Source organism: Streptomyces sp. RLB3-17, assembly GCF_007113425.2.
GTDB classification, from domain to species: domain Bacteria; phylum Actinomycetota; class Actinomycetes; order Streptomycetales; family Streptomycetaceae; genus Streptomyces; species Streptomyces mirabilis_D.
The window spans coordinates 7,566,523-7,580,908 of record NZ_CP041610.2 but is presented as its reverse complement, the minus strand read 5'-3'; the positions used below and the strand labels follow the sequence as shown (position 1 = coordinate 7,580,908).

The 14,386-nt window shown below is 70.6% G+C and carries 17 protein-coding genes; 6 read left to right on the top strand and 11 right to left on the bottom strand.

Translation table 11 applies throughout. The features are described 5' to 3' along the window. Positions 1 to 53: 53 nt before the first annotated feature. From FNV62_RS34435 to FNV62_RS34425, 3 genes are all read right to left on the bottom strand, one after another. Positions 54 to 392 carry a DUF3817 domain-containing protein gene (locus tag FNV62_RS34435; RefSeq protein ID WP_054233185.1) on the bottom strand — a complete coding sequence of 113 codons (339 nt, stop codon included), beginning with the start codon at positions 390 to 392 and terminating at the stop codon, positions 54 to 56. Positions 393 to 479: 87 nt separating this feature from the next. Beyond that, positions 480 to 989, bottom strand: a complete 510-nt coding sequence (locus FNV62_RS34430) for a MarR family winged helix-turn-helix transcriptional regulator (protein WP_054233186.1) — start codon at positions 987 to 989, stop codon at positions 480 to 482. 11 nt (positions 990 to 1,000) lie between these two features. Next, on the bottom strand, positions 1,001 to 2,329 hold the full coding sequence (locus FNV62_RS34425) for an MFS transporter (RefSeq protein WP_373559517.1): 1,329 nt from the start codon (positions 2,327 to 2,329) through the stop codon (positions 1,001 to 1,003). A 75-nt stretch (positions 2,330 to 2,404) separates the two neighbouring features. Between FNV62_RS34425 and FNV62_RS34420 the strand changes: the two genes are divergently transcribed. Next, positions 2,405 to 3,391, top strand: a complete 987-nt coding sequence (locus FNV62_RS34420; protein ID WP_097286265.1) for an ArsR/SmtB family transcription factor — start codon at positions 2,405 to 2,407, stop codon at positions 3,389 to 3,391. 20 nt (positions 3,392 to 3,411) lie between these two features. On the opposite strand, the gene FNV62_RS34415 is transcribed toward FNV62_RS34420, so the two are convergent. From FNV62_RS34415 to FNV62_RS34395, 5 genes are all read right to left on the bottom strand, one after another. Continuing rightward, positions 3,412 to 4,044, bottom strand: a complete 633-nt coding sequence (locus FNV62_RS34415) for a TetR/AcrR family transcriptional regulator (RefSeq protein ID WP_097286264.1) — start codon at positions 4,042 to 4,044, stop codon at positions 3,412 to 3,414. Next, complete coding sequence (locus tag FNV62_RS34410) at positions 4,041 to 4,697, bottom strand: DUF4166 domain-containing protein (RefSeq protein WP_097289207.1); 657 nt, start codon at positions 4,695 to 4,697, stop codon at positions 4,041 to 4,043. Before FNV62_RS34410 ends, FNV62_RS34415 begins: the two co-directional genes overlap by 4 nt. Positions 4,698 to 4,720: 23 nt before the next feature. Continuing rightward, positions 4,721 to 5,470 (bottom strand): hypothetical protein, encoded by a 750-nt coding sequence (locus tag FNV62_RS34405; RefSeq protein ID WP_097286263.1) that lies wholly within the window; start codon positions 5,468 to 5,470, stop codon positions 4,721 to 4,723. 149 nt (positions 5,471 to 5,619) lie between these two features. Beyond that, positions 5,620 to 5,913, bottom strand: coding sequence for an MTH1187 family thiamine-binding protein (locus FNV62_RS34400; protein WP_097286262.1), 294 nt, complete (start codon positions 5,911 to 5,913; stop codon positions 5,620 to 5,622). Next, positions 5,910 to 6,257 carry a DUF3817 domain-containing protein gene (locus tag FNV62_RS34395; RefSeq protein WP_097286261.1) on the bottom strand — a complete coding sequence of 116 codons (348 nt, stop codon included), beginning with the start codon at positions 6,255 to 6,257 and terminating at the stop codon, positions 5,910 to 5,912. Before FNV62_RS34395 ends, FNV62_RS34400 begins: the two co-directional genes overlap by 4 nt. A gap of 214 nt (positions 6,258 to 6,471) precedes the next feature. Here FNV62_RS34395 and FNV62_RS34390 point away from each other — a divergent pair, with 214 nt between their 5' ends. From FNV62_RS34390 to FNV62_RS34375, 4 genes are all read left to right on the top strand, one after another. Continuing rightward, the gene (locus FNV62_RS34390) at positions 6,472 to 7,104 is read left to right on the top strand and encodes an AIM24 family protein (RefSeq protein WP_054233193.1); all 633 of its coding nucleotides are present in this window, start codon (positions 6,472 to 6,474) and stop codon (positions 7,102 to 7,104) included. A gap of 1 nt (position 7,105) precedes the next feature. After that, complete coding sequence (locus tag FNV62_RS34385; protein ID WP_060900269.1) at positions 7,106 to 7,756, top strand: AIM24 family protein; 651 nt, start codon at positions 7,106 to 7,108, stop codon at positions 7,754 to 7,756. Further along, on the top strand, positions 7,753 to 8,562 hold the full coding sequence (locus FNV62_RS34380) for an AIM24 family protein (RefSeq protein WP_097286260.1): 810 nt from the start codon (positions 7,753 to 7,755) through the stop codon (positions 8,560 to 8,562). The genes FNV62_RS34385 and FNV62_RS34380 overlap by 4 nt, the downstream gene beginning before the upstream one ends. Positions 8,563 to 8,654: 92 nt before the next feature. Next, positions 8,655 to 9,131 (top strand): MarR family winged helix-turn-helix transcriptional regulator, encoded by a 477-nt coding sequence (locus FNV62_RS34375; protein ID WP_054233196.1) that lies wholly within the window; start codon positions 8,655 to 8,657, stop codon positions 9,129 to 9,131. Positions 9,132 to 9,166: 35 nt separating this feature from the next. Here the strand turns inward: FNV62_RS34375 and FNV62_RS34370 are convergent, their stop codons facing one another. The 3 genes from FNV62_RS34370 to FNV62_RS34360 form a co-directional block, all read right to left on the bottom strand. Further along, on the bottom strand, positions 9,167 to 10,459 hold the full coding sequence (locus FNV62_RS34370; protein ID WP_143628136.1) for an MFS transporter: 1,293 nt from the start codon (positions 10,457 to 10,459) through the stop codon (positions 9,167 to 9,169). An 886-nt stretch (positions 10,460 to 11,345) separates the two neighbouring features. Continuing rightward, positions 11,346 to 12,302, bottom strand: a complete 957-nt coding sequence (meaB, locus tag FNV62_RS34365; RefSeq protein WP_143628134.1) for a methylmalonyl Co-A mutase-associated GTPase MeaB — start codon at positions 12,300 to 12,302, stop codon at positions 11,346 to 11,348. Positions 12,303 to 12,392: 90 nt separating this feature from the next. After that, on the bottom strand, positions 12,393 to 13,595 hold the full coding sequence (locus FNV62_RS34360) for an acetyl-CoA C-acetyltransferase (RefSeq protein WP_054233199.1): 1,203 nt from the start codon (positions 13,593 to 13,595) through the stop codon (positions 12,393 to 12,395). Between the two features lie 146 nt (positions 13,596 to 13,741). Here FNV62_RS34360 and mce point away from each other — a divergent pair, with 146 nt between their 5' ends. Then, complete coding sequence (gene mce / locus FNV62_RS34355) at positions 13,742 to 14,182, top strand: methylmalonyl-CoA epimerase (protein WP_054233200.1); 441 nt, start codon at positions 13,742 to 13,744, stop codon at positions 14,180 to 14,182. Positions 14,183 to 14,386: the final 204 nt, after the last annotated feature.

Genomic DNA, 14,386 nt, shown 5'->3' with positions numbered 1-14,386 from the left:
CCTAGTAAATGTCGATGGGGAACCGCCACGGACCACTCCCGTGGCGGTAAGGGTTACGCCTTGGCGACCACGGGAGAGTCCTCCGCGATCTTCGACTCCAGCTCCTGGGTGACCTTCCGCTCCACGAAGAACGCGGCCGTCGGAATGGTGCCCGCGAGCAGCACCCACAGCTGCTTGCCGACCGGCCACTTCGCCTTGGCGCCCAGGTCGAAGGCGAAGACCAGGTAGACGACGTAGAGCCAGCCGTGCGCGATGGCGACGACGCGGGTGAAGTCCACGGCACCGTTCATGTCGAGCACGTACTTGGCGATCACACCGAGGGTCAGCAGGACCAGCAGCACACCGGTGACGTAGGCCATCACGCGGTAGCGGGTCAGCACGCTCTTCTTCATGGGGATGAGCGTAACGACCCCTTTTGCGCGATCTACGAGCACCCCCGCCCCGGCGCGCCTGCGTACCTCTGTTCCCCTGTTCCTCTTCTATTCCTCGTCGAAGTCGCTCGCGGCGATGCGCAGGGGCCGCAGCATCGCGAAGATCTCCGCGCACTCCTCGGAGTCGTAGGCCCCGAGCCCGAAGTCCATCGCCATCAGGTCGCGGGTCGCCGCGTCGCAGACCTCACGGCCCTTCTCGGTGATGGAGGCGAGCGTGCCGCGCCCGTCGTTGGGGTTGGGCCGCTTGTCGACGAGCCCGGACCTCACCAGTCGGTCCACGGTGTTCGTGACGGAGGTCGGGTGCACCATGAGGCGCTCGCCGATCTTGGACATCGGAAGCTCGCCGGCCTTGGAGAAGGTGAGCAGGACCAGTGCCTCGTAGCGCGCGAAGGTGAGCCCGTACGGCTTGACGACCGCGTCGACCTCGGCGAGCAGGATCTGGTGCGCGCGCATGATCGAGGTGATCGCGGCCATGGACGGCACGGATCCCCAGCGCTGCTTCCACAGTTCGTCGGCGCGGGCGATGGGATCGAAGGCAAGGCTGAGCGGCTTCGGCACGGCATAAGACCTTACCCGCCGGTCATATGCTGGTCAGCCCCGTCTCGCCTTTCGGTCCCGGCCCCCTCCACGACGGGGGTCGCGGCCCCTTCCGTACGCCGCGCCTCCACCGCCAGCAGTACGCAGCAGACGGTGCCGAGCACCCCCGCGCCCGCGACGGTCGCCCGCACCCCGGCGAACTCCGCCGCCACCCCCGACAGCGCCATCCCCACCCCCTGGACGGTCATCAGACCGGCGGTGTTCAGCGTCATCGCCCGCCCTCGCAGCTCCTCGGGCACGGCCCGCACGAACCACTGGTCCAGGCCGAGCGAGTACGCGGATCCGGTGCCCGCGAGCAGCAGCAGGGCCAGCGACCAGCCGAGGTCCGGCCGCAGGACGTAGCCGACGTACGGCAGCAGCGTGACGCAGACGAGCGGGAGGGCGAGCCGGGTGCGGGTGGCGGGCCGCAGCCTCGAACCCGCGTACAGCTCCCCCGCGATCGTGCCGACCGGAAGGGCGCACATCAGCAGGCCGAGCCCGGCCGATCCGGCGCCGAGCCCGTCGGCGTAGGGCGCGGCCAGCGCCTCCGGCGCGACGGCGAACATCGGCGGCACCCAGAACAGCAGGAGCAGGGCCCGTACCCGCCGGTCGGCGAGGATCCGGCGGGTTCCGTGGAGCGAGTCCCGCACCAGCGCGCCTTCGTGGCGGGCCCGCGCGGGCCGTCGTCGGGTGCCGAAGCGCAGCAGCGCGGCGGAGGTCAGGAAGGTGCACACCGTGATGAGCAGCGCGCCGCGCGGTGACACGACGGTGAGCAGCACGCCGCCGAGCCCGAACCCGGCGAGCAGCGCGCCCTGCGAGACGATCCGCAGCAGCGAGCGGCCCAGTACGAACAGGTCGCCGTCGCCGAGGACGTCGGTCAGCGTCGCCGTCCGCGCCCCCTGGAAGAGCGGTGAGACGACGGCGAGCGAGCAGCGCATGGCCAGCAGTACGGCGATGGGCGCGCCCGGCACCACCATGACGGCCACGCAGCCCGCGCACACCAGGTCGCACACCACGAGGACCCGGCGGGCCGGGAAGCGGTCGGCGGCGCCGGCGAGGAGGGTGCCGCCGACGAGGTAGGGGAGGAAGCCGAGCGCGAACGTCAGGGCGCTCATCAGGGGCGAGCCCGTCAGGTCGTAGACCAGGACGGACAGGGCGAGTTCGCTGACCACGAGCCCGAGCAACGAGAACGCGTGGGCGGCGAAGACGGCGCGGAACTCCCGTACGGCGAAGACTCGGCCGTAGCCCGTGGCTTCGGGCACGTTCGGTGGGGTGGGCGGCGTCGTTGTGGCCTTCGTCTCCGCCATCTCTGCTTCCGGCATGGGCACCAGCGTGCTCACCGGTCGGGCCGGCCCGTAGAGTTTCGGCTCCAGCCGAATCTTCAGGGGTGCCTTTCCTTGCCTTCCCTTCTGCACTTCGGGGAGGACGACCTCCTCAACTGCCGTTTCGCGGTATCGCCCCTGTGGGAGACGCAGGAGGCGGTCCGCACGCTCAACCGTCCCGCGCGGCACGGCTACCACGCGCACTGGCTGCGCCGTATCCGCGCGGCGGCCGACGGACTGGACCTCGCACCGCTGTGGCTGCTGATGCCCCAGCGCGGCTACTGCCCCGACTGGCTCTGCCCGCCCCCGATCGGTCCTGCGGCCACCTTCGAGGAGGAGATCGCGGCGGTCCGCGCGGCCGACCCCGAGGCGGCCCGCGAGGAGGCCGCGAGGTCACTCGCGGACACTCCGGGCGCCCTCGAGTCGTCCCGCGGCCGATCGCTGTTGAAGGATCCGACGCGCATGGTCCAGGAACTGGCCGACCTGATGGAGACGGCCTGGCACGCGCTCGTGGAGCCGGACTGGCCGCGGCTGCGCGCCCTGCTGGAGGCGGACATCGCGTTCCACTCGCGGCGGCTCGCGGAGGTCGGTCTGGGCGGGCTGCTGCCGGAGATCGACCGTCGGTTCGGCTGGCGCTCCCACACGCTGACCATCGAGTGGAAGGGCCGGCACGAGCGCGACCTCGCGGGCCAGGGCCTGATTCTGGTGCCCAGCGTCTTCATCTGGCCGGAGGTGGTCAGTTCCTTCGATCCGCCCTGGCAGCCCACGCTCGCCTACCCCGCCCGCGGCATCGGCGGTCTGTGGGCCGAACCGACGGACCACACCCCCGACGCCCTCGTGCGACTCCTGGGACGGGGTAGGGCCACCGTCCTCACGGCCCTGGACGAACCCACCACCACGACGGCCCTCGCCCACCGCCTCCGCCTCGCCCCCTCGTCCGTCTCCGCCCACCTCACGGTCCTGCGCGCCGGAGGCCTGCTCACCTCACGCCGCTACGGCCACCAGGTGCTGTACGAACGCACCCCCCTGGGGATGGCGCTGGCGTCGGGTCCGGAGCAATAGGCCGCCCCGCGTCGCCCCGGTCAGCCGCGCGTGGTGCGGCGCAGGTGGTGGCGGATGGCTCGTTGGGCGACCGGGCCGAGGGTGTCGAGGGCGGTGACCAGGGCGGCCAGTTGTTCCAGGGCGTCGAGGGCGGCCCGGGAACCCTCGGGGTCGACCCCCTCGTACAGCTCGATGCCGACGAAGGACGCGGCGACGGCACGCGCCAGCCCGGCCGGATCGGCGAACTCGCCGAGCGGGGTCGGCGCGAGGACCCGGACCAGGACGCGCTCGATCTCGGTGATCCACAGATCGAGCCCCGCCGAGGTCGCGGGCGCCAGACGCGCGTCCGTCTGCGCCCCGGCGAGGAGCTGCCCCAGGACGGCGACATGCCCCTCGGCCCGCTCGACCTCGTGCATCTCCCGCCCGAACGCCAGGAGTTCCGCCAGCGACCCGACCTCGGCGAGCCGTTCCCGGTAGTTCGCGACCCGCTGCTCCGCCCCGTGGCGGACCGCGGCCGACAGCAATTCGTCCACGGACCCGAAGTGGTAGAAGACGAGTGCCTGGTTGACCCCGGCGGTCGCCGCGATCGTACGGGCCGAGGCCTTCGCGATCCCCTGCTCGGTGAGCGTCCGCAGGGCGCCCTCCAGCAGTTTCGCCCGGGTCGCCTCGCTCACGCGCGCGCCTCCTCGCGGACGGGCCGCAGCCCGGGCCGCACCCCGCGGGTACGGACGTCGGTGTACGTCGCCCGGAAGCTGCCCTCGTAACCGAAGAGCGGACCGAAGTGGCGGTTCACGACCCGGACCCGGATGTGGAAGCGGCCCGTGGAGTCGTCGAAGGACTCGCGTACCTCGGCGTCGGCGCCGATGAGTTCGGGGACGCGGACGTCCACCGGGCCCTCCCGGAAGCGGTGTTCCCCGGAGCGGATCAGCAGGGAACCGTCGGGCTCGGCGCGCAGGTGCAGGTCGCTGGCGAGGTGTTGATGCGTGCCGAGGTAGTCGAGGACACGGTCGCCCTTGGGGCTCAGCACCATCTGGGCGTCGAAGCGGCGGGAGCGGCCGGGCAGGTCGAAGGTGCGCACGAAGCTCACCGTCTCACGGCCGAAGGTGTCGGCGTAGGGCACATTCTCGATCATGAAGGGGACGTTCCGGCCCGCACGCGGGACGAGGATGTTGCGGGTGCCGCCGAGGACCAGGAACGGCTTCACGAAGCCCCTCCCGTGCCAGACGCGGTCCATGACGCCGTGGCCGGTGCACGCCTCGCCGCCGGCCAGGCCCACGGAGAAGCGTCGCCTCAGCTCGGGGTGGAGGCGGTCGAAGTCGGCGCCCATCGCGGTGCGGAAGATGGAGGGGGTCACCGCTGCTCCAGGGTGGCGAGGACGCGGGGGGCGCGGGCCTGCGCGATCGGGGTGCGCAGGCAGCGGCGGGCGGCCGGGGTGCCGGGCAGCGGTGGCGCGAAGAGCGCCAGGAGGGCGGCGACAACCGCCAGTACGGGGGTCGAGTAGAGGGCGAGCGGCGCCAGCGGGCCCGCCGCGTCCACGAGCGCGCCGTACACCGTGCCCGAGCAGGCGGCCAGCAGGACGAAGCCGCGCACGGCGCACTCGGCGAGCCAGTGGCGCAGCGCCCGCTCCGGTGTGACGCCCCGCTCCAGCCAGATCCGCAGCCGGTCGAAGGACCAGGCCGTGGCCCAGCCGATGAGGGGGCGGAAGAGGAGCCGGTCGGCCACGGCTCCGAAGCGGCCCCAGCGCGGGCGGTAGTCGTACCCGGTGAGGAAGCGGACGCCGTCGGCGTCGGGGACGTAGCGCCAGTAGCCGCTGCCCTCGGCGAGGAGGGAGAGGGGGTGCGGGGAGGCGAAGCGCAGGGCGGAGGTGCGGGTGCCGTCGGGGCGCTCCTTCTCCCCGGCGCAGGCGCCCGTCCCGGCGACGGTCAGGAAGGGCAGCACCCGGGTGGCGTACCGGAAGCCCTGCGGCTCGCCCTCGACGCGCGGGAGGTAGTCGATGGAGGTGAACCTCAGGTCCCAGCGCTGGTGCTGTGCGGGGTCCTGCGTCCGTGCCCACAGGTCGTCGAGATCGCCTCGTACATGTGCCTCTACGTAGAGCCCCATTTACCGAACCCCCAGATCAGTGACCACTTTTGAGCGATCGCTCAATCGATCGTGCCTGAGATTACCGGGGTTTGAGCGATCGCTCAAACAATCGGGCGCGAAAAACCCCGGCCCACTGGACCGGGGTTTCGGGTCTTCCCGCCGGAGGCCTACGAGGACAGGTGCCGTTCCACCGTCTCCACCTTGGAGGTCAGACCGTCCGTCACACCGGGGCGGATGTCCGCCTTCAGGACGACGGAGACGCGGGGCGCCCGCGCCTCGACGGCGGCGACGGCGCGCTTGACCACATCCATCACCTCGTCCCACTCCCCTTCGACGGAGGTGAACATGGCGTCGGTGCGGTTCGGCAGCCCCGATTCACGCACGACCCGGACGGCGTCGGCGACGTACTCCCCCACGTCCTCGCCGACACCCAGGGGCGTCACGGAGAAGGCGACGATCACGAGGACTCCACGACTCCCTCGCGGCGGGCACGGGAGGCGATGACCGCGTCCTCGCTCTCGCGCCGCAGCTTGCGCTCGGCGAAGAAACCGCCGGTGGGCAGCACGGACAGGACGAAGTAGAGGGCCGCCGTCTTCTTGCTCCACTTGGTGCGGCTCCAGGCGTCCGCCCAGAAGACCACGTACAGGACGAAGAGGATCCCGTGGATGGAGCCCATGACGGGCACCCCGTTGAAGTCCGTGGTCCGCTTCAGCACCGAGCAGAGGAGCAGCAGCAGGAAGGAGACGGCCTCGGGGGCCGAGACCAGGCGGAGGCGGCGGAGGGCGGTGGCGGTCTTTATGTCCACGGGTCACCTTCGGTGGGAGATTCGCTTTCGGCGGGGAGCCGCTTTGTGAACGTAAGCACAAGCGTCGACCATTGTGGCACTCGAGCCGGGGCGCCCCCGCCCCGGGGTGCGGGGCGGGGATGTCCGCTTGGCCCCTAAGGGTCCGCTCAGGGGTGAGATCCACCCGTGGGCCCTGTCCGCGTTCGCGCCCTGCCGCTACCTTCACCACGTGGCGATGTTCCGACTTCAAGGCAGCAAGGTGCTGGCCGTCGACATGACCGGGGACGCCGTGAAGGCGAAGAACGGCTCGATGGTCGCGTACGACGGTCAGATGGCGTTCAAGAAGCTGAGCGGCGGTGGGGAGGGGATCCGCGGGATGGTGACCCGACGCATCACCGGTGAGCAGATGACGGTGATGGAGGTGAAGGGGCAAGGGACCTGCTGGTTCGCGGACCGGGCCTCCGAGATCAACCTGGTGAACCTCCAGGGGGACAAGCTGTACGTCGAGTCGAGCAACCTGCTCGCGACCGACGCGGGCCTGCGGACGGGCACGTCCTTCACGGGCCTCAGAGGCGCCTCCCAGGGCAACGGGTTGTTCACGACCACCGTCGAGGGCCACGGCCAGGCGGCGATCACGTCCGACGGCCCGGCGGTGGTGCTGCGGGTCAGCTCCCAGTACCCGCTGACGGTCGACCCGGGGGCGTACATCGCGCACCAGGGCAATGTCCGGCAGTCCTTCCAGGCCGGCGTGACCTTCCGCACGTTCCTGGGCGAGGGCGGCGGCGAGGCCTTCCAGATCCGCTTCGAGGGCGACGGACTGGTCTACGTTCAGCCCAGTGAGCGCAACACGATCGCGGGGGACCTGTGACATGCCGTTCCGCGAAGTGAACTCCAAGATGATCGAGGCGACGGTCCTGCCCGGCCAGCGCCTGTTCAGTCAGCGCGGCGCGATGCTCGCCTACAAGGGTGAGGTCTCCTTCACGCCCAACGTCCAGGGCGGCCAGGGCGGGATCATGTCGATGATCGGCCGCCGGGTCGCCAATGAGGCCACCCCGCTGATGACCGTCGAGGGCAGCGGCACGGTCTTCTTCGGGCACGGCGGCCATCACATCCAGGTGATCAACCTCGCGGGTGACACCCTGTACGTCGAGGCGGACCGGCTGCTGGCCTTCGACGGCACCCTCCAGCAGGGCACGATGTTCCTCGGCTCGCAGGGCGGGGTCATGGGCATGGTCCGCGGCCAGGTGACGGGCCAGGGGCTCTTCACGACCACGCTCAAGGGGCACGGCGCGGTGGCCGTGATGGCCCACGGGGGCGTGATCGAGGTTCCCATCTCCCCCCAGCGCCCCATTCATGTCGACCCCCAGGCGTACGTGGCGCACCACGGCGACGTACGCAACAAGCTGTCCACGGCGCTCGGCTGGCGCGACATGGTGGGCCGCGGCTCGGGCGAGGCGTTCCAGCTGGAGCTGAGCGGCAGTGGTGCGGTGTACGTCCAGGCCTCGGAGGAGAAGCTGTGAGCGCGTACGGGACCCCGGGCGGCCCGGTGATCTACGACCCGATGACCCTGCCGGTCGACGACAACGTGAACAAGTACACCTTCTGCGTGGAGCTCAAGGGGAGCCAGTGGTTCCTGCAGAAGGGCAAGATGATCGCCTACTACGGGTCGATGGATTTCAACGGCATCGGGCACGGCCGACTGGACCGTCTCGTGCGCACGTCTTTCCATTCGCCTCTGCACGCGAGCGACTGGGTGGTGGCGGAGGGCTCGGGCAAGATGCTCCTCGCCGACCGGGCCTTCGACGTGAATTCGTATGACTTGGACGAGGGCAACCTGACCATTCGCTCTGGCAACCTGCTCGCTTTTCAGCCAAGTCTCGCGCTCAAGCAATCGATCGTGCCGGGCTTTTTGACGCTGATCGGAACCGGCAAGTTCGTGGCGGCCTCTAACGGTCCGGTGGTGTTCATGGAGCCTCCCATCCGGGTGGATCCGCAAGCGCTTGTCGGCTGGGCCGACTGCCCGTCCCCGTGCCATCACTACGACCACGGGTACATGACAGGCCTCATGGGCGGTCTACGTGCACTGACAGGCCTCGGCGGGGCCTCTGGAGAGGAGCACCAGTTCGAGTTCGTAGGGGCCGGCACGGTCCTGCTGCAGTCCACGGAGGTCCTCATGGCCGAGCAGGCCACGGGGGCCGTTCCGCATGAGCCGGGCGTGCCCGGCGGTGGCGGGGTACCCGGTCACCAGGGGCAGCACGGTCAGCAAGCCGGCGCACCGCGTCTTCCCGGACAGCTCGGGGACCTCCAGCGTCGCTTCGGTCTGTGAGCGGTAGTCTGCGGAGTGTGACGTCGAACGCGTGCGCGTAGTCACACCACCCTCACTAGTTCGCCTTTCAACATTTTAGGTAGACTTCATTCATGGAGACCGAGACGGCCACGCGCTGGCTGACCGATGCGGAGCAGTGCGCCTGGCGCACCCACCTGGAGGTCAACAGGCTGTTGACGTACCAGCTCGAAAGGGATCTGCAGCCGTTCGGGCTGACGATGAACGACTACGAGATCCTGGTGAACCTCTCCGAGTCGGAGGGCTTCCGGCTGCGGATGAGCGACCTCGCGGCCGCCACCCTTCAGTCCAAGAGCCGGCTCTCGCACCAGATCACCCGTATGGAGAACGCGGACCTGGTCCGGCGCGAGAACTGCGAGTCCGACCGCCGGGGACTGTTCGCCGTCCTCACCGAGCACGGCATGGAGACGATGAAGAAGGTCGCCCCGCACCACGTGGCGTCCGTGCGCAGGCACTTCATGGATCTGCTGTCCCCGGAGGCCCTGGAGGAGCTGCACAAGTCGTTGCGGCCGATCGCGGAGCATTTGCGGGGGCAGCGAGGCAAGCCGTAACGCTCCGCTCAGCGCGTGAGAGGCGGCGAGCCGTCCTACCCGTGTTGGCTGCTGCGCTGCGCCTGCGGGCCGCTGTGCGACTGCGGGCCGTCGGGGGCTGGTCGCGCAGTTCCCCGCGCCCCTCTGGGGCGCGGGCCCGCCTGGCGCACGGAGAGGAGTCCCGCCGCCACCGCCACCGTCCCCGACAGGGCGAAGCACAGGCCCAGGGGTAGGTGGCCCACCAGAAGGCCTACTCCCGCGGTGCCGCTCGCGCTTCCGGCGTTCACCGCGGTGTTGACCCAGGCTCCGGCCTGGGTACGGCGGCCCGGCGGGGCCGCCTCGTCGGCGATCAGATACGACGTCGTGAGGGCCGGGGCGACGAAGAAACCGGCGCAGGCCACGGCGACGGTCAGGGTGCCGAGGCCGGGAGCGAGACCCGCGGCCGCCAGGGCGAGGCCCAGGCCGCCCGCCAGCAGCGGAAGCCGCGCCCGTGCGGGCGTACGCCAGTCGACGGCGCCGTTCAGGAGGCCGCCCAGGGCGCTGCCCAGCGACAGGGCGGCGAGCACCCAGGCCACCACGTCGTTCCCGTGATGGTGCCGTGTGGCGTAGGCCATCACCAGAAGGTCGACGGCTCCCACCGACAGGCCGACGCCCGCCGCGACGACGACGGGCTGCAGGAGCGCGCGTCCGTCGCGGAAACGGCGCCCTGGGCGTGCGACGGGCTTCGTGACGGCCGGACGTACGCCCGCCACGGCCGGCGACAGGACGAAGGCGAGGGTTCCGGCCCACACCAGCAGGGCGCAGAGCGCGAGCGCGGCGGCCGGGGGTGCGAACTGGACGACCGCGCCCACCAGCAGTGGACCCGAGACGAAGAGGATCTCCTCGGCGATCCCGTCCAGGCTGTACGCCCGCTGCAGGACCCGGTTGTCCTCGATGACCTCGCCCCACAGGGCGCGCACCGTGGGGCCGAGGGGCGGCGTGCAGGCGCCCGCGGTGACGGCGAGGGCGCCGAGGGCGGGTGCGGGTGTTCCGGGCCGCCAGGCCGCTGTCGCGAGGGTCGCGAGCAGGGTGGCGTAGAGAGAGGCCATCGGGATGAGGGCGCGGCGGGGGCCGTGGCGGTCGATCAGGGCCGCCCTGACGGGTGACAGGAGCACGCTGGTCGCGCCGAACAGTGCCATGACCGTGCCGGCGGCGGCGTACGAGCCGGTGGCCTCGGTCACGCTGAGCATCACGGCCAGCGAGACCATGCCGTAGGAGAGTCTGCCGATGAGGGCGGCGGTGAAGGTGTGGCGGGTGTGGGGGATGCGGAAGAACGCGGCGTACGAGGGCCGCGGCGCGGGCGCAGACATGTTGGGGTTCCTCGAGCGGGAGGCGGAAAGGGGTCGCCTGAGTGCCGCGACGGCGCACCCACCGGTGTTCGTCGCGGGCCTGGGCGGGCCCTATGCCAAGAGGAGGAACATGCGCCTTAACGTAACAGCGGGCGCCGAGAGTTGACAGCTACCCGTGTCCTCGCCCCCGCCGCCCCTACCCGTCCCATCCCCAGGGGCTCCGCCCCTTCGACCCCGAACCCCCGCGGGGCTCCGCCCCCGCACCCCACCGGGGGCTACCGCATCGCTCTGACAGCCTCACCCTGGAACGCCGGACGGCCCCAAAAACGCGCGCCACCGCCCTCAAGGGCCGCGAGGAACTAGCACGACAAACCCCCACCGCCCCGCAGCCAAAGCACTCCCCCGCGGACACGATCCGGGGCGCAGCCCCGCCCCAGGGGCGCGAGGAACGGCGCGACCAGCCCCCACCGTCCCGCAGCCAAAGCACTTCCAGCGGATGGGGGATTCGGGGCGCAGCCCCGACCCGGGGGCGCGAGGAACTGCGCGACAAGCCCCCACCCGCTCGCAGGCAAGGAACTTGCGGTGGACGGGGGATCGGGGCGCAGCCCCGCCCCAGGGGCGCGGGGAACTGCGCGACCAGCCCCCACCGCCCCGCAGCCAAACGAAAACGGGCAGGCGCGAAATCGGGGCGAAGCCCCGTCCAAGGGGCGCGGGGAACGGCGCGACCAGCCCCCACCCGCCCGCAGGCAAGGAACTCGCAGTGGACGGGGGATCGGGGCGCAGCCCCGGCCCCAGGGGCGCGGGGAACGGCGCGACCAGCCCCCACCCACCCGCACGCGAAGAAACCGCCCGGGGGTCCGGGGGCGGAGCACCCGGGGGCGGGGTGGGACGGGTGGGAAACCCTGGCTCAGCTCTCTGTCAGGCCCTCCACGAGCGAGTCCGCCGCCCGGTAGGGATCCAGCTCCCCCGCCACGATCCGCTCCGCGAGCGCACTCAGGCGGCGGTCACCATGAAGGTCACCGATACGTTGACGCAGCGCCGTGACGGCGATCGTCTCGACCTCCTGGGACGCCCGGGCGAGGCGGCGCTCGGCGAGGACACCGTGCTCCTCCATCCAGGCGTGGTGCTTCTCCAGTGCCTCGACGACCTCGTCGATGCCCTCACCCCGCGCCGCCACCGTCTTGACGATCGGCGGCCGCCAGTCCCCGGGACCTCGGGACTCGCCGAGCCCGAGCATGTGGTTCAGCTCACGCGCGGTCGCGTCGGCACCGTCCCGGTCGGCCTTGTTCACCACGTACACGTCGCCGATCTCCAGGATTCCGGCCTTCGCCGCCTGGATGCCGTCACCCATGCCGGGGGCGAGCAGGACCACCGAGGTGTCCGCCTGGGAGGCGATCTCCACCTCCGACTGGCCCACACCGACCGTCTCCACCAGGATCACGTCACAGCCCGCCGCGTCCAGGACGCGGATGGCCTGGGGGGCCGCCCAGGCCAGACCGCCCAGATGGCCTCGCGTGGCCATCGAGCGGATGTAGACGCCGGGGTCGGAGGCGTGCTCGGACATCCGCACACGGTCGCCGAGCAGGGCGCCTCCGGAGAACGGCGAGGACGGGTCGACGGCCAGGACCCCGACCCGCTTGCCCTGCCGCCGGTACGCCGTCACCAGCGCCGAGGTCAAGGTCGACTTGCCCACGCCCGGAGAGCCGGTGAGCCCGACGACGTACGCGTTGCCGGTCAGCGGGGCCAGCGCCGCCATGACCTCGCGCAACTGCGGGGACGCCCCCTCCACCAGGGAGATCAGCCGGGCCACGGCCCGCGGCCTGCCTTCCCTGGCCTGGGCCACCAGCGAGGAGACGTCCTGCATCACAGCTCCGTTCAGATCCGTTCAGAGTCGTACGCACCGAGGTCGTTCAGAGTCGTACGCACCAGGGTCGTACGGAAAGAGACAACGGCCTCAGGCCTTGGGTACCCGCACGATCAGCGCGTCACCCTGCCCGCCACCACCGCACAGCGCCGCCGCGCCGACCCCGCCGCCGCGCCGCCTGAGCTCCAGGGCGAGGTGCAGCACGAGGCGGGCGCCGGACATCCCGATCGGGTGACCGAGGGCGATGGCACCACCGTTGACGTTCACCTTTTCCGTGGATACGCCGAGGTCCTTCATTGACTGCACGGCGACCGCGGCGAACGCCTCGTTGATCTCGATCAGGTCGAGATCGGAGACGTCGAGGCCCTCCTTCTTCAGAGCGTGCAGGATCGCGTTCGACGGCTGGGACTGGAGGGAGTTGTCCGGACCCGCGACGTTCCCGTGCGCGCCGATCTCGGCGATCCACTGGAGGCCGAGCTCCTGCGCCTTGGTCTTGCTCATCACGACCACGGCCGCGGCGCCGTCGGAGATCTGCGAGGAGGTGCCCGCCGTGATCGTGCCGTCCCGGGTGAAGGCGGGGCGCAGCTTGGCCAGCGACTCCACCGTGGTCTCGGCGCGGATGCCCTCGTCCTTGCTGAAGACGACGGGCTCGCCCTTGCGCTGCGGAATCTCCACGGGCGTGATCTCCGCCTCGAAGATGCCGTTCTTCTGGGCGGTGGCCGCGCGCTGGTGGGAGAGGGCCGCGATCTCGTCCTGCTCCGGGCGGGCGATGCCCAGGCGTGTGTTGTGCTTCTCCGTCGACTCGCCCATGGCGATGTTCTCGAAGGCGTCGGTGAGACCGTCGTACGCCATCGCGTCGAGCATCTCGATCGCGCCGTACTTGAAGCCCTCACGGGACTTGGGGAGCAGGTGGGGCGCGTTCGTCATGGACTCCTGGCCGCCCGCGACCACGATGTCGAATTCACCCGCGCGGATCAGCTGGTCCGCGAGCGCGATGGCGTCGAGACCGGACAGACACACCTTGTTGATCGTGAGCGCCGGGACGCTCATCGGGATGCCCGCCTTGACCGCGGCCTGGCGCGCCGGGATCTGGCCCGCCCCGGCCTGCAGCACCTGACCCATGATCACGTACTGCACCTGGTCGCCACCGATCCCCGCACGGTCGAGGGCGGCCTTGATCGCGAAGCCTCCGAGGTCGGCCCCGGAGAAGGACTTCAGCGAGCCCAGCAACCGTCCCATGGGCGTTCGGGCGCCCGCGACGATCACCGAGGTACTGCTGTTCGTTCCAGACATGAGGTGCGATCCCCTTACCGGCTGCACAGCCGAGGAGTGAACGAGGGTTTACTTGAATGTACTGAGCGGTAGGCCACCCGTCATCCGGCAGTCAGTGTGATCGCGCGCACGTTGCGTAACCGCCGTATGAGCGCTGCACTGACTCCATGCTGACGCGAATCGACCACATCGGTATCGCCTGCTTCGACCTCGACGCGACTGTCGAGTTCTACCGGGCGACGTACGGCTTCGAGGTCTTCCACTCCGAGGTCAACGAGGAGCAGGGCGTCCGCGAGGCCATGCTCAAGATCAATGAGACGTCCGACGGCGGCGCCTCCTACCTCCAGCTCCTGGAGCCGACCCGCGAGGACTCGGCCGTCGGGAAGTGGCTGGCGAAGAACGGCGAAGGTGTCCATCACATCGCGTTCGGTACGGCGGACGTCGACGCCGATGCCGCCGATATCAGGGAGAAAGGCGTACGAGTCCTCTACGACGAGCCCCGACGCGGCTCCATGGGGTCACGAATCACGTTCCTTCACCCAAAGGATTGCCATGGTGTCCTGACAGAACTGGTCACTTCGGCGGCTGTTGAGTCACCTGAGCACTGACCTCCGTATATCTGGGCCGGTAGGGTTGGGGGTGGCCGCTGCCGTTTCGGGGCGGCCCAGGGTCTGTCCGGCGACGGGCCCTGAGGTCATGCCGTCCGAAGGACGGCGTGGTCAAGGGCCGGGGTCCAGGTTTCGGGGGACGAGCGTCGGGGCGACAGCCCGTGCTCCGCTGTTGATCTGACACCATTCCCCGGGGGCCCCGTT

Coding starts and splice junctions, on each gene's coding strand:
- FNV62_RS34435 (WP_054233185.1), bottom strand. CDS start 392: ATGAAGAAGAGCGTGCTGACCCGCTACCGCGTGATGGCCTACGTCACC.
- FNV62_RS34425 (WP_373559517.1), bottom strand. CDS start 2,329: ATGCCGGAAGCAGAGATGGCGGAGACGAAGGCCACAACGACGCCGCCC.
- FNV62_RS34410 (WP_097289207.1), bottom strand. CDS start 4,697: ATGGGCGCCGACTTCGACCGCCTCCACCCCGAGCTGAGGCGACGCTTC.
- FNV62_RS34405 (WP_097286263.1), bottom strand. CDS start 5,470: ATGGGGCTCTACGTAGAGGCACATGTACGAGGCGATCTCGACGACCTG.
- FNV62_RS34390 (WP_054233193.1), top strand. CDS start 6,472: ATGTTCCGACTTCAAGGCAGCAAGGTGCTGGCCGTCGACATGACCGGG.
- FNV62_RS34385 (WP_060900269.1), top strand. CDS start 7,106: ATGCCGTTCCGCGAAGTGAACTCCAAGATGATCGAGGCGACGGTCCTG.
- FNV62_RS34375 (WP_054233196.1), top strand. CDS start 8,655: ATGGAGACCGAGACGGCCACGCGCTGGCTGACCGATGCGGAGCAGTGC.
- FNV62_RS34370 (WP_143628136.1), bottom strand. CDS start 10,459: ATGTCTGCGCCCGCGCCGCGGCCCTCGTACGCCGCGTTCTTCCGCATC.
- meaB (WP_143628134.1), bottom strand. CDS start 12,302: ATGCAGGACGTCTCCTCGCTGGTGGCCCAGGCCAGGGAAGGCAGGCCG.
- FNV62_RS34360 (WP_054233199.1), bottom strand. CDS start 13,595: ATGTCTGGAACGAACAGCAGTACCTCGGTGATCGTCGCGGGCGCCCGA.
- mce (WP_054233200.1), top strand. CDS start 13,742: ATGCTGACGCGAATCGACCACATCGGTATCGCCTGCTTCGACCTCGAC.